The organism is Chitinophaga sp. GbtcB8, from assembly GCF_019091455.1.
In the GTDB taxonomy this organism is placed as follows: domain Bacteria; phylum Bacteroidota; class Bacteroidia; order Chitinophagales; family Chitinophagaceae; genus Chitinophaga.
Window position 1 is genome coordinate 59,348 of sequence record NZ_JAGXJN010000042.1, and the last position, 11,525, is coordinate 70,872.

Genomic DNA, 11,525 nt, shown 5'->3' on the forward strand with positions numbered 1-11,525 from the left:
TTTATTATTATCTTGCAATGATTTCAATCAGGTATATGCTCTCCAAGACTGCAGAATATGCCCTCAGGGCTACTATATATATTGCGCAAAAAGGCACCGAAGACAACAAGCTGGGAATTGATGAAGTGGCCGAAGGGATTGACTCTCCGAAGTCATTTACTGCCAAGATCCTGCAGCTGCTGACCCAGAATGACCGGGTGGTAAGCTCTGTGCGTGGCCGCAATGGCGGATTTTACCTCACTGAACGTGCACGGAAGCTGCCTGTCAGGGCTATTCTGGAAGCGGTAGAAGAAGAGGAGGTGATCACCAAATGTGTGCTTGGCCTGAAGGAATGCTCTGAAACAAGGCCCTGCCCCATGCACCTTCAATATAAAGCCATTAAGAAACAGCTGAAACAATTATTTGAAAAAACATCCATCCAGCAGCTGGTGGAAGAATCCAATAAAGGAAACCTCTTTATCAATAACCAGAAAGCCCCTAAAAAGCGGAGCTGAGCGCTTTGACCTTCACTATTTCCTCACAACCAGGATCTCCAATACCATAATGTATAACGACTCAAAGGCGCTGTTTTCAGGCCTGTTATGTGTGTAATAATGATGTTAACATAATTACATTCTGCTGATTTTTTTGCCGGGCAAATTATAAAAGGATAAATTTGTCCTTAATTATCCTACTTACTCATGCCACTATAAAAATCCAATAAAATATTACGCTATGAATGGGTTCATCATTTACAGATCCAGGTACGGAGCTACCCGGCAGTACGCTGCATGGCTAAGCGCTGAGCTGAAGATACCGGCCATACCGCAAGAGCAGGTTACTCCGGAAATAATAGCAGATGCCGGCTTCCTCATCCTTGGAAGCAGCATATACATAGGCAAACTGCTGATGCGGAAATGGTTAAAACAGCATGCCGCCCAACTGGAGAAAAAGAGATTGTTCATTTTTCTTGTAACCGCCACAAAAAAAGATAAACGGGAAAAGCTGGCAAGTTATGTACAGCAGAATATCCCGGCATGCTTTGAAGATAATTGCAGGTATTATTTTTTCCCGGGAAAAATCATTTATGATCAGCTATCCCCTGTGGACAAATTTAAAGTAAGAGCTGGAAAGTGGATAGCCAAGCTGCGTAACAAACAGCTGGACATATCGGACTTTAATGATGTGAGCCCGTCACATATCAGCGGGTTATTAAACGATGTGCAGCTGCTTTATGCCGGCAGCAGCCCTACAGCTGATCTTCATCATGCCGGGTAGTGACCAGGATCATCACCGTTGCTGACCGTAAACAACAGACCCTTTACTAATAGAAAATAGCTTTGTACGGCTATCATTTGTCATTATCTGTTTCCTTCAACAATTATAAAAAGAAGTAAAAACCTAAAAAATCAGTTATGAAGCAAGTACCTCTTTTAGCATCCATAGTTATAGCAAGCCTTCTTATTTACAGCTGCGGATCCGGCTCGCAACCCTCTTCCAGTGAGGCGGCAGGCGATTCCAGCATGGTAGTACAGGAAGATAAAACTGCCAGCCAGGCCGCTGCAGATGATTCCAAAGGGAAAGGCAAGTTCACCGAAGTAACGCTTACTCACCCGCTTGACAAGGCCATGGTAGCCGGTGGCAAAACCGTATACGATGTAAAATGCGCCGCCTGTCATAAGCTTAGCGATGAAAAACTTGTAGGCCCGGGATGGAAAGGTGTTACAGACAGAAGAAAGCCTGAATGGATCATGAATTTTGTAACCAATACAGATGAGATGATCGATAAAGACCCTGCAGCCCAGGCCATGCTTGAACAGTGTATGGTGCGCATGCCCAACCAGCATCTTACGGATGATGAGGCCCGCCATGTGCTGGAATACATGCGGGAAAATGACGGTAAAAATTAATCACCTACACCTTATCTATATTTATGAAAAAAATATTCCTTCCGCTTTGCTTTGTAGCTGCAATGGCTTCCATGCAAAGCTGCAAAATGAAGAACACCGCATCTGCCGTACAGGGAGATGCTAATTCAAAAGTATACGTAGCTCCTGGTAAATACGATGAGTATTACAACTTTGTATCCGGTGGTTTCAACGGCCAGGTATCGGTTTACGGCTTGCCTTCAGGCCGGCTGCTAAAGCTTATCCCTGTATTTTCCGTATTCCCTGAGAACGGCTATGGTTATAGCGAAGAAACAAAGGCCATGCTGAATACCACTAATGGCCAGATCCCATGGGACGATCAGCATCACCTGGAATTATCGCAGACCAACGGGGAGCAGGACGGGCGCTGGCTCTTTGCCAATGCCAACAATACACCCCGTGTGGCCCGGATAGATCTGAGCACCTTTAAAACAGTGGAGATCCTGCAAATGCCTAACAGCGCCGGTAACCACTCCTCCCCCTTCATCACGGAAAATACGGAGTACGTAGTAGCGGGCACCCGCTTTTCCGTACCATTGGGTACAGAGGATGTGCCCATCAGCTCATTCAAACAAAACTTTCACAGCACTGCCTCCTTTATTAGCGTAGATAAGACCTCCGGTAATATGGCCCTTGCTTTTCAAATGGTATTGCCGGGTATGAACCTGGATCTGAGCCATGCCGGGAAAGGGCCTTCACATGACTGGTTCTTCTTTTCCAGCTACAATACCGAGCAGGCCTACACGCTGCTTGAGGTGAACGCGTCACAAAAAGACAAAGACTATATTATTGCCGTGAACTGGAAAAAAGCAGAAGAATATGCCAAAGCAGGCAAGGGCAAAAAAGTACCCGCAGAATATGCGCATAATACCTTTGATGAAAGCAAACAATTAGCCAGCTCCGTTATTGAACATGAAGTATTGCTGCTGGATCCGAAAGATTGCCCGGATATGATCTACATGATCCCCTGCCCTAAATCCCCGCATGGCTGCGACCTGGATCCTACCGGGGAATACATCGTGGGCAGCGGAAAGCTGGCAGCATTGATCCCTGTGTTCTCATTCAGTAAAATGATTAAGGCCATTGGCGACAAACAATTTGAAGGAGATTTCCAGGGCATACCCATTATAAAATACGAAGCTGCTTTATACGGCGAGGTGCAAAAGCCCGGCCTGGGCCCTTTGCACACAGAATTTGACGGCAAAGGGAATGCCTATACTTCCATGTTCCTTTCTTCAGAAGTAGTGAAATGGAGCTTAAAAGATCTGAAGGTACTGGACCGCGCGCCCACCTACTATTCCGTTGGGCACCTGATGATCCCTGGTGGAGATACCAGGAAGCCAGGGGGCAAATACCTGGTAGCGTACAATAAAATAACCAAAGACCGTTTCCTGCCTACCGGCCCTGAGCTGGCGCAATCTGCACAGCTTTACGATATATCCGGTGATAAAATGCAGCTGCTCCTGGATTTCCCTACTATAGGCGAACCGCACTATGCGCAGGCTTTACCCGCAAGCTTAATACAGGGCAAACAGGTGAAATTCTACGACATTAACAAGAATGGCAATGAGTTTGTGACAATGGGCGAAAAGAAGGCCAATGTAGTACGCAAAGGGAACCGGGTGGATGTATACATGACCGCTATCCGCTCTCACCTGGTACCTGATAATATTGAAGGGGTATTTGTGGGCGATGATGTTTACTTCCATGTTACCAACCTGGAACAGGACTGGGATATTCCACATGGCTTTGCCATTAAGAATAATCCGAATGCAGAGCTGTTAGTTATGCCGGGGGAAACCGTTACCCTGAAATTCAGCCCGCAAAAGCAGGGCATCTATCCATTTTACTGCACGGACTTTTGCTCTGCCTTACACCAGGAAATGTCTGGTTACCTGAGAGTATCTCCCAAAGGAAGTAATACCCCCCTGAAATTCGGTACCGGTGTGGTAGCGGATACCAGCGCACAAAAATAAGATCAAGCACAAAAGGTACTGCATGACAGCAGTACCTTTTTTATCTGTTCATTATGAAGAAACTGACTAAACCGGGAAGAATAAGTATTGTGACCGCCATGCTGTTCCTGGGAACACTGTGGTTATTTCCTATGTGGCGGATTGACCTGCGGGCGCCGCAGTACCCTGGCGGACTATCCATGCAGATCTGGCTGAACGACATAAAAGGCGATGTACCGATCATCAATGGATTGAACCATTATATAGGCATGGATGAAATCAATAAAGAAGATTTCCGGGAATTTATTTTCCTGCCTATTGCCATGCTGCTGTTTATACTGCTGGGAATCCCGGTGTTAATACTTAAGCGGAAACTATACTATTACCTATGGACCGCCGTATTTATTTGCATTGCTGCCTTTTCATTTTATGACTTCTACATGTGGGAGTATAATTATGGGCACCACCTCGATCCTCATGCCCCTATCCAGGTTCCGGGCATGTCTTACCAGCCTCCTTTATTCGGGTATAAGAAATTGCTAAACTTTGAAGTACTGTCCCAACCCGACGTTGGCGGCTGGTTTTATATAGGAACAGGCATTTTACTGGTTTCAATAACGATCTATGAATGGAAAAAAAAAGTAATATGAAAACGGTACTACTGATAGGTATGCTTGGCCTCATTGGCCTCTCTGCCTGCCAACAGGAATTTGAGCCAATTGACTATGGCCATGATGCATGCGCACATTGCAAAATGACCATAATAGACAAACGTTTTGCGGCAGAAATTGTAACAGAAAAAGGTAAGGCCTACAAATTCGATGACCTGGCATGCCTGTTAAAATATACCGAAGAAGAACATTTTAACAGCACAGGAACAATCCTGTTTGTAAGCGATTATACCAACCCGGATCATAGTTTCCTGGATGCACATCAAGCGGTATACCTGCATAGCGGGATATTCAAAAGTCCTATGAATGGGAATTTTGCAGCTTTTGCATCCGCTAAGGAGGCAGCTCCCTTTAAAGACAGCCTGCAGAATGACCTGTTAAAATTGGAAGACCTGGGACCAAATGAATAAACCCATGAAACAAGTGCTGTTATTACACGTTTTCCTGTTGTATGCTGCTACCGGAAGTTTTGCCACCATTATAAAAGTACATCCTGCCGCCAACAGTATTCACCAGGCCATAGAGCAGGCGCATAACGGCGACACCTTATTATTACAAGGGGGCTTTTACAAGGAGCATGATATCCTGGTGTCCAAAAAACTGACGATAACCGGCCAGGGATTGCCGGTGATAGACGGAGAAAATAAATACCAGGTTTTTATTATTGCCGCCGATTCAGTAATCATACAGGGCCTGCAGATCCAGCATATAGGAAAAGGATCCTTGGTAGATATGGCCGGCATTAAGATCATAAATGCAAAATGCATTACCATCCGGAACAACCGCTTCATTAATAACACATATGGCATTTACCTGCAAAATGCTACCCGCTGTTATATTGTTAACAATACGATCCACTCAGATACCAAAGGTGAAATAAATGGCGGCAATGGCATCCATGCATGGAAATGCGATGGGCTGGGAATAAAAGGTAATTCCATATCCGGGCACCGGGACGGTATTTATTTTGAGTTTGTTACCCATTCATATATTGCTGACAACACCTCTTTTGAAAATGCACGTTATGGCCTGCACTTCATGTTCTCCCACAACGACCGCTATACGCAGAACACCTTTATGGACAATGGCGCAGGCGTGGCCGTAATGTACTCCAAAGGTGTGGTCATGTATGACAATGCTTTTAACCACAACTGGGGGGATGCCTCTTATGGCCTTTTATTGAAAGAGATCACAGACAGTAAAATTGAGCACAACCGGTTTATAAAAAACACCGTGGGCATACATATGGAAAGCACTACGCGTGTGGATGTACGGCATAACCTTTTCAGTGAGAACGGATGGGGAGTGCGCGTACAGGCCAGCTGCAGCGGGAGCAATTTTGTTGAGAACAATTTCATCGGCAATTCCTTTGATGTAACCACCAATGGAACCATGATGTTAAATGTATTCATCCATAATTACTGGGACAAGTATGACGGTTATGACCTGGACAAAAATAATGTAGGGGACGTATCCTACTACCCGGTAAGCGTATATTCTGTAATAACAGAAAAGATACCCCCGGCAATGATCCTGTACCACAGCCTTCTTACCAATATTATGGAGCAGGTGGAAAAAGTAATGCCCAGCATTATACCGGATATGCTGAAAGATGATCAGCCAATGATGAAAAAATTGAAACTATGATCGAAATAACGCAGCTTACCAAAACCTTCAGAAAGTTTAAGGCCTTAGATAATATCAGCCTGCATTTTGAGCGTGGGCAAACCATTTCATTATTAGGCCCCAATGGTTCAGGGAAAACAACGCTGATAAAATCCATACTGGGATTAGTGATCCCCGGGAAAGGAACGATCAAAATAAACGGAGCTGCAATAAAAGATCAGTGGGATTACCGCTCACAGATAGGCTATATGCCGCAGATAGGGCGTTATCCTGAAAATATGACCATCGGCCAGGTTATTAAGATGCTCAAAGAGATCCGGAAAGATTGTAAGCGTTATGATGAGGAGCTGATCGAAGGATTTGATATACCCGCCGTTCAGCATAAAACAATGCGAAGCCTGTCCGGCGGTACGCGCCAAAAGGTTAGCGCCTGCCTTGCCTTCCTTTTTTCACCGGAGATCTTTATCCTGGATGAGCCTACCGCAGGACTGGACCCCGTAGCAAGCGAGCTGCTGAAAGATAAAATTATAAAAGAACGCGCCAACGGAAAGCTGATCCTTATCACCTCACATGTGCTCAGTGACCTGGACGACATTACCAGCCATATTGTATACCTGCAGGAAGGAAAGCTGCTATTGTACAAAACAGTGGAAGAGCTGAAAAAGGTAACCGGCCAGGAAAAGCTGAATAAGATCATTGCTGCTATCATGCAAAAGAATCACCCGAAAGAATACCTGCACCATGAAAACAATTATTAAATATGTACTGTTTGACCTGCTGAAGAATAAAACAATTATTGTTTATGCACTTATACTGGCCGCCATAACCATCAGCGTATCCGGTATGGGCGACAATGCTTCCAAAGGCCTCTTAAGCCTGTTAAACATTACGTTGTTATTTGTGCCTATTATCAGCATTCTCTTTTCCACCATCTATTTCTTTAATTCCGTAGAGTTCACAGAACTGCTGCTGGCCCAGCCCATCAGAAGAAAAACCATGCTGCTGGCCGAATACGCCGGCATTGCTGTTGCATTAAGTATTGCTTACCTGGCAGGGGTTGGTATTCCGGTGTGTATACTTTATTATACCGCAGCTACCCTTACACTCCTGGTAAGCGGGTTGTTCCTGACGCTGATCTTCTCCGCACTGGCGCTGCTGATCTTTGTATTGTTTAAAGACAAAACAAAAGGTATTGGCGCGGCCATCATTACCGCATTATTCTTTACCCTGCTGTTTGATGGGCTGCTGCTCTCCTTTATTTACTCATTCAGCGACTACCCGGTTGACAAGCCGTTATTAGGACTTATATCCCTAAACCCCGTTGACCTGGCCCGGGTATTAGTGCTGCTGCAATTAGATGTGGCAGTAATGATGGGCTACTCAGGCGCCTTGTTCAAGAAGTTCATGGGATCTGCCACCGGCAGCATCTATACGGTTATCTGTATGTTATGCTGGACGGTTATTCCTTTGATAATAGCTGCCCGGGTATTTAAGAAGAAGGATATCTGAGCGGGTCCTCAAACGTTTAACCGCTGCGGCAGCTATCACTAAAGCGCCCGTGAACAAACCAATGGCTGCGGCCCATAACAGCCACAGGTACAGGGTGCTGTTTAACATGAAGATAGCGGGGAATCCCTGCATGGCCAGTATTATTTCATTAGCGATGGCAGCCCCGGTGAAAATAATGATCCCGGGTGCTGACAGGCCCCTGCCTGTTTCAAAATAACCTATGTGCAGCAGGTAAGCAAAAAGATAGAGGGTAACAAATCCCAGCATTACCAGGTGCAGGTAACCTATAATAACAGGCCTGTTACTAAATACCATCTCCCCTATTGCAGGAAAAACAATAAAAATTTGTACTGCGGTCTTAACCGCAAATGCGATCATTGATAATACACCTATTTTCTTTGTAAACGGGCCTACTGTTTTAAGCGCTTCTTTGGCAGACCGCATCATTACGATAAAGCTAACCAGTGTAACAACCAGGCAACCGCAGCCTGCCACTGCAATGGTGCGTATTACAGCATTTGGAAAATGCCACAGGTATGAAAGGGCCAGGGTAGGTAATACCGATACAGACAGGAACGTTGCAAAATGATTCAGACTGCGTTCCGGAACCTTAGCGGAAGAATGGCCCAAATGATGGACGAACAACGTAAAAATACCCAGCGTAAAAAAACCGTTGTACTGCAGGTGCAGGTAAGTATAGATGGCATCTCTGTATAACAGGGCGTTCACAGAATGCGATGCCATCATATAGGCCAGCGTAAACGGCCCTACTGATGAAAGCACCATCGCCACCAGTGACGAAACGGCTAATATAATTACGGGTTTACGGGGCCTGGTCTTTAAAAGATCTTTTATAAAAAACCAGCTAAAAACATAAGATACTAATATGGACAGCGTGGAAAAGAGTATTGAAAAAAAGGCGTATCCCTGGAAGGGGAAGCTTAGCAGCATTCCAACTGCGCTCAGCAGGATACCTGCCAAAAGCCATTTGTATCGTGGCTGGCTGTTATACTTTTCAGGTAGTATCCGGTAGGTCATTAATGTTAACAGGCAAAGGGTTATCCATCCGGTAAATGCAAAATGAGAATGTGCATGTAATAGGTACCCGAAATTAATAGCAGGTATCGGGAATAATATTTTGCTCCTGAGCAATAGCCCTAACAGCGCCACCACTGACAGGTTAATGAGCGCTATGGTCAGCCAGCTCCTTTCCCTCTTCAACATAACTGTCTTATTTAGATTTATAGATCTGCAAAGCTAAGTTATGACCATTCATAATAAAGGACAAATTTATCTTTTAATATTGTAACCTTCATTTCTTTCTATATGTTTGATGCGGTGAGCTTTGATTGCGGGGCTGGCAGTTCCGCGGCCGGTTATGCTTCTTTTCCGCCCAGGATGGGTTTCAGTGCCGGTGCGGAGTAATTCACAGACTTCAGGGTTTTATCATCCCCCGCACGGTAAATCACATACATACCGTCTATTTCTTTATGGTAGGCTTCTGTATTTAAATTAGCCCGGTAGTGCGCTATGGTTTGCGCGGCTTCTTCTGCTGTTTTACAGGCTTTGCTCATGTTGGAGCGGTGTACTTCATCAAACAGCTCGCAGAATTTTTCGCCCAGGCCAAACTCCAGAGCAGTGCCGGTAAGCACGTATTGCAGGTCGCATAGGGCATCTGCCACCTCTACCAGGTCGTTATTGGCAATGGCTTCCCTTAGCTCCTGCAGCTCCTCTTCAAAAAGCTGGATCCTTAATGCGCATCTTTGGGCAGATGGTATAACGGGGTTGGCTTCTATGGGCACTTTGAACGTATTATGGAAATCAGCTACCTGGGTTAGTACTTTCAGATCTTTCATGGCTTTTTTCGTTTATGCCTTTATTAAATGAATAAGCTGCATAGCCAGTGTGTGCAGCTGTGTTTTATCCTGGTACAGTACATAATGCTGTCCCAGGCCACTAAAACTAGCCACTAATAATTGTGCCAGGGTAGCCGGATCTTTATCAGGGGTAATTTCCCCTGCCTCCTGCGCTTTGGTAAGCAGCTGGCTGAAAAGGCTTACCAAAGCATCGTTATTATCTTTCAGCAGCGTGCGCACTTCTTTATCGGCCTCACAGAGCTCAAAAGATGATTTACCGATCATGCAGGCATGATGGTCTGTCACCATTTTATCCGCTACCTTATCTATAATATGTGTAATGGCTGCCATGGGCGACTGCTCGTTAGCCGCTATGTGCTGGTAATGCGCAAAGGTGCATTCAATATAATTACAAAGGCATTGTACAAACAGCTCATGCTTACTGCCGTAAGTGTTGTAGATGCTTCCGGGGTTCAGGTCCATTGACCGCCCCAGGTCCGTAATGGAGGTGGCATGGTATCCTTTTTCCCAAAAGGTATCGCGGGCTTTTACCAACTTTTCATGCTGATCAAATTCGAGGCTACGTGGCATAATACCATAAAAATAAATATTTTTGAGCCGTCACCTGCATTCTCTTCACCCAATAAACCCACCGCCATGGAAAACCTGGGTAAGCAAGCTTTTACCGGCGCTGCTAAATTCATTTTATCCCTGTTAGTACTCATTTTTTTACCTGCCTGGACCGTGTATTACTGGCAGGGCTGGTTGTACCTGGCCGTGTTTGGTACTGCCACCCTGCTGCAAACCGCCTATCTGCTGCGGCACGACCGCGCCCTGCTGGCACGCCGGCTAAAAGCCGGGCCGGGTACGTTCACCTCCGGTATTGTGGAAATTGCACCGGAGCAGCAGGTGATCAGCACCGGGCCTTATGCGCTGGTGCGGCATCCTATGTATTCCGGCGCGGTGATCCTGTTTATGTGCACGCCGCTGGCGCTGGGCTCCTATTGGGCGCTGATAGCCAGTTTTTTACTTTGCCTGGTGATGGTGGTGCGGATCCTGGACGAAGAGCGGTTTTTATCAGCGCACCTAAACGGCTACCAGGAGTATAAGGGTAAAACAAGATACCGGCTGCTGCCCTGGGTGTGGTGAAGATGAAGTATAAAAAATTTGCTTTTTACTATCTTTTACTTACTTTTGCCATCCCTTAAACGGAATGCCGCGTTGGTCAAGGGGTTAAGACGCGTCCCTTTCACGGATGAATCACGGGTTCGATTCCCGTACGCGGTACCAAAAGAGAATGGTCAATTTTGATCGTTCTCTTTTTTTTTGGCAGCCAACATATTAGTCTATAATATTCTACAATTTCATTCTAAGCACAGAAATAGTGTTCGAGAATTATTGGGAATTACGTGATTACTGATTGTCTTATAATAAACTATCTTTCCATCACTTTTTGCGGCTTAACTATTGCCGCTCCTCCATGTGTTTCATGTAGTGTTCCCCGATAGTCCAAATGTATCCATTTAATTGGGGCACAAATGGCTTCCCGTCAAGTATGACATCTCCATAAATAGCCAGACATACGGCCTCAACAATTTTAGCTTGCTGCTGACTCCATTTACCCGTTATAAATTGGAGTCAAACTCCACAATCCATTCAATGCCGTATTTGTCTCTGAACATTCCGGCATATGTACCCCAGGGACTGTCGCCAATCGGTCCTTCAACCTCTCCGCCTGCTGATAATCCGTTAAATATTTTGTCTGCTTCTTCACGGCTTTCAGCGCCCACATATATTTTAGATCTGTTTTCACTTTCGCTTACCCGTCCCATAAATTCGGGCACATCATTAGCTATTAACACATTGTGCTTGCCAATAGGTAAACCAATGTACATTATTTTGTTTTCTTCATTTTCTGCTACCTGAAATTCAGGTCCAGACAGATCCTTAAAGCGGATGACCTTTGTAAACTCTCCGCCAAAAACTGATTTGTAAAAGGTG

14 protein-coding genes and 1 tRNA gene are annotated in these 11,525 nt (G+C 45.3%); 11 read left to right on the top strand and 4 right to left on the bottom strand.

Features of this window, described 5'->3' with window-relative positions; all coding sequences use genetic code 11:
• Positions 1 to 35: 35 nt before the first annotated feature.
• The 9 genes from KVT36_RS27035 to KVT36_RS27075 all read left to right on the top strand — a co-directional run bounded on the left by KVT36_RS27035 (position 36) and on the right by KVT36_RS27075 (position 7,668).
• Complete coding sequence (locus KVT36_RS27035; protein ID WP_217606560.1) at positions 36 to 494, top strand: Rrf2 family transcriptional regulator; 459 nt, start codon at positions 36 to 38, stop codon at positions 492 to 494.
• 220 nt (positions 495 to 714) lie between these two features.
• A complete protein-coding gene (locus tag KVT36_RS27040) occupies positions 715 to 1,257 on the top strand; it encodes a flavodoxin domain-containing protein (RefSeq protein ID WP_217606561.1) in 543 nt (180 codons plus the stop codon).
• Between the two features lie 137 nt (positions 1,258 to 1,394).
• Positions 1,395 to 1,889 carry a cytochrome c gene (locus KVT36_RS27045; RefSeq protein ID WP_217606562.1) on the top strand — a complete coding sequence of 165 codons (495 nt, stop codon included), beginning with the start codon at positions 1,395 to 1,397 and terminating at the stop codon, positions 1,887 to 1,889.
• A 23-nt stretch (positions 1,890 to 1,912) separates the two neighbouring features.
• Complete coding sequence (nosZ, locus tag KVT36_RS27050) at positions 1,913 to 3,883, top strand: Sec-dependent nitrous-oxide reductase (RefSeq protein WP_217606563.1); 1,971 nt, start codon at positions 1,913 to 1,915, stop codon at positions 3,881 to 3,883.
• A gap of 53 nt (positions 3,884 to 3,936) precedes the next feature.
• Complete coding sequence (locus tag KVT36_RS27055; protein WP_217606564.1) at positions 3,937 to 4,512, top strand: hypothetical protein; 576 nt, start codon at positions 3,937 to 3,939, stop codon at positions 4,510 to 4,512.
• Positions 4,509 to 4,943: a nitrous oxide reductase accessory protein NosL gene (locus KVT36_RS27060; RefSeq protein ID WP_217606565.1), complete on the top strand. Its 435-nt coding sequence runs from the start codon at positions 4,509 to 4,511 to the stop codon at positions 4,941 to 4,943. The genes KVT36_RS27055 and KVT36_RS27060 overlap by 4 nt, the downstream gene beginning before the upstream one ends.
• A gap of 4 nt (positions 4,944 to 4,947) precedes the next feature.
• Positions 4,948 to 6,180 (top strand): nitrous oxide reductase family maturation protein NosD, encoded by a 1,233-nt coding sequence (gene nosD / locus KVT36_RS27065; RefSeq protein WP_217606566.1) that lies wholly within the window; start codon positions 4,948 to 4,950, stop codon positions 6,178 to 6,180.
• The gene (locus tag KVT36_RS27070) at positions 6,177 to 6,917 is read left to right on the top strand and encodes an ABC transporter ATP-binding protein (RefSeq protein WP_217606567.1); all 741 of its coding nucleotides are present in this window, start codon (positions 6,177 to 6,179) and stop codon (positions 6,915 to 6,917) included. The genes nosD and KVT36_RS27070 overlap by 4 nt, the downstream gene beginning before the upstream one ends.
• Positions 6,901 to 7,668, top strand: a complete 768-nt coding sequence (locus KVT36_RS27075; protein ID WP_217606568.1) for an ABC transporter permease subunit — start codon at positions 6,901 to 6,903, stop codon at positions 7,666 to 7,668. Before KVT36_RS27070 ends, KVT36_RS27075 begins: the two co-directional genes overlap by 17 nt.
• On the opposite strand, the gene KVT36_RS27080 is transcribed toward KVT36_RS27075, so the two are convergent.
• The 3 genes from KVT36_RS27080 to KVT36_RS27090 all read right to left on the bottom strand — a co-directional run bounded on the left by KVT36_RS27080 (position 7,606) and on the right by KVT36_RS27090 (position 10,115).
• A complete protein-coding gene (locus tag KVT36_RS27080; protein WP_217606569.1) occupies positions 7,606 to 8,892 on the bottom strand; it encodes a hypothetical protein in 1,287 nt (428 codons plus the stop codon). The genes KVT36_RS27075 and KVT36_RS27080 overlap by 63 nt on opposite strands.
• A gap of 152 nt (positions 8,893 to 9,044) precedes the next feature.
• On the bottom strand, positions 9,045 to 9,524 hold the full coding sequence (locus KVT36_RS27085; RefSeq protein ID WP_217606570.1) for a nucleoside triphosphate pyrophosphohydrolase family protein: 480 nt from the start codon (positions 9,522 to 9,524) through the stop codon (positions 9,045 to 9,047).
• Between the two features lie 12 nt (positions 9,525 to 9,536).
• The gene (locus tag KVT36_RS27090; protein ID WP_217606571.1) at positions 9,537 to 10,115 is read right to left on the bottom strand and encodes a TetR/AcrR family transcriptional regulator; all 579 of its coding nucleotides are present in this window, start codon (positions 10,113 to 10,115) and stop codon (positions 9,537 to 9,539) included.
• 66 nt (positions 10,116 to 10,181) lie between these two features.
• Between KVT36_RS27090 and KVT36_RS27095 the strand changes: the two genes are divergently transcribed.
• Together KVT36_RS27095 and KVT36_RS27100 are read left to right on the top strand one after the other, a co-directional pair.
• On the top strand, positions 10,182 to 10,673 hold the full coding sequence (locus KVT36_RS27095) for an isoprenylcysteine carboxylmethyltransferase family protein (RefSeq protein WP_217606572.1): 492 nt from the start codon (positions 10,182 to 10,184) through the stop codon (positions 10,671 to 10,673).
• Between the two features lie 66 nt (positions 10,674 to 10,739).
• Positions 10,740 to 10,814, top strand: a tRNA-Glu gene (locus KVT36_RS27100).
• Positions 10,815 to 11,149: 335 nt separating this feature from the next.
• Here KVT36_RS27100 and KVT36_RS27105 read toward each other — a convergent pair.
• The coding region (locus KVT36_RS27105) for a VOC family protein (protein WP_217606573.1) at positions 11,150 to 11,525 on the bottom strand (376 nt) is incomplete at its 5' end.

Bases quoted from the DNA above. Each gene is read 5' to 3' on its own strand.
- KVT36_RS27055 (WP_217606564.1), top strand. From the start codon at position 3,937: ATGAAGAAACTGACTAAACCGGGAAGAATAAGTATTGTGACCGCCATG.
- KVT36_RS27070 (WP_217606567.1), top strand. From the start codon at position 6,177: ATGATCGAAATAACGCAGCTTACCAAAACCTTCAGAAAGTTTAAGGCC.
- KVT36_RS27095 (WP_217606572.1), top strand. From the start codon at position 10,182: ATGGAAAACCTGGGTAAGCAAGCTTTTACCGGCGCTGCTAAATTCATT.
- nosD (WP_217606566.1), top strand. From the start codon at position 4,948: ATGAAACAAGTGCTGTTATTACACGTTTTCCTGTTGTATGCTGCTACC.
- KVT36_RS27090 (WP_217606571.1), bottom strand. From the start codon at position 10,115: ATGCCACGTAGCCTCGAATTTGATCAGCATGAAAAGTTGGTAAAAGCC.
- KVT36_RS27045 (WP_217606562.1), top strand. From the start codon at position 1,395: ATGAAGCAAGTACCTCTTTTAGCATCCATAGTTATAGCAAGCCTTCTT.
- KVT36_RS27040 (WP_217606561.1), top strand. From the start codon at position 715: ATGAATGGGTTCATCATTTACAGATCCAGGTACGGAGCTACCCGGCAG.
- KVT36_RS27080 (WP_217606569.1), bottom strand. From the start codon at position 8,892: ATGTTGAAGAGGGAAAGGAGCTGGCTGACCATAGCGCTCATTAACCTG.
- KVT36_RS27035 (WP_217606560.1), top strand. From the start codon at position 36: ATGCTCTCCAAGACTGCAGAATATGCCCTCAGGGCTACTATATATATT.
- KVT36_RS27060 (WP_217606565.1), top strand. From the start codon at position 4,509: ATGAAAACGGTACTACTGATAGGTATGCTTGGCCTCATTGGCCTCTCT.
- KVT36_RS27075 (WP_217606568.1), top strand. From the start codon at position 6,901: ATGAAAACAATTATTAAATATGTACTGTTTGACCTGCTGAAGAATAAA.
- nosZ (WP_217606563.1), top strand. From the start codon at position 1,913: ATGAAAAAAATATTCCTTCCGCTTTGCTTTGTAGCTGCAATGGCTTCC.
- KVT36_RS27085 (WP_217606570.1), bottom strand. From the start codon at position 9,524: ATGAAAGATCTGAAAGTACTAACCCAGGTAGCTGATTTCCATAATACG.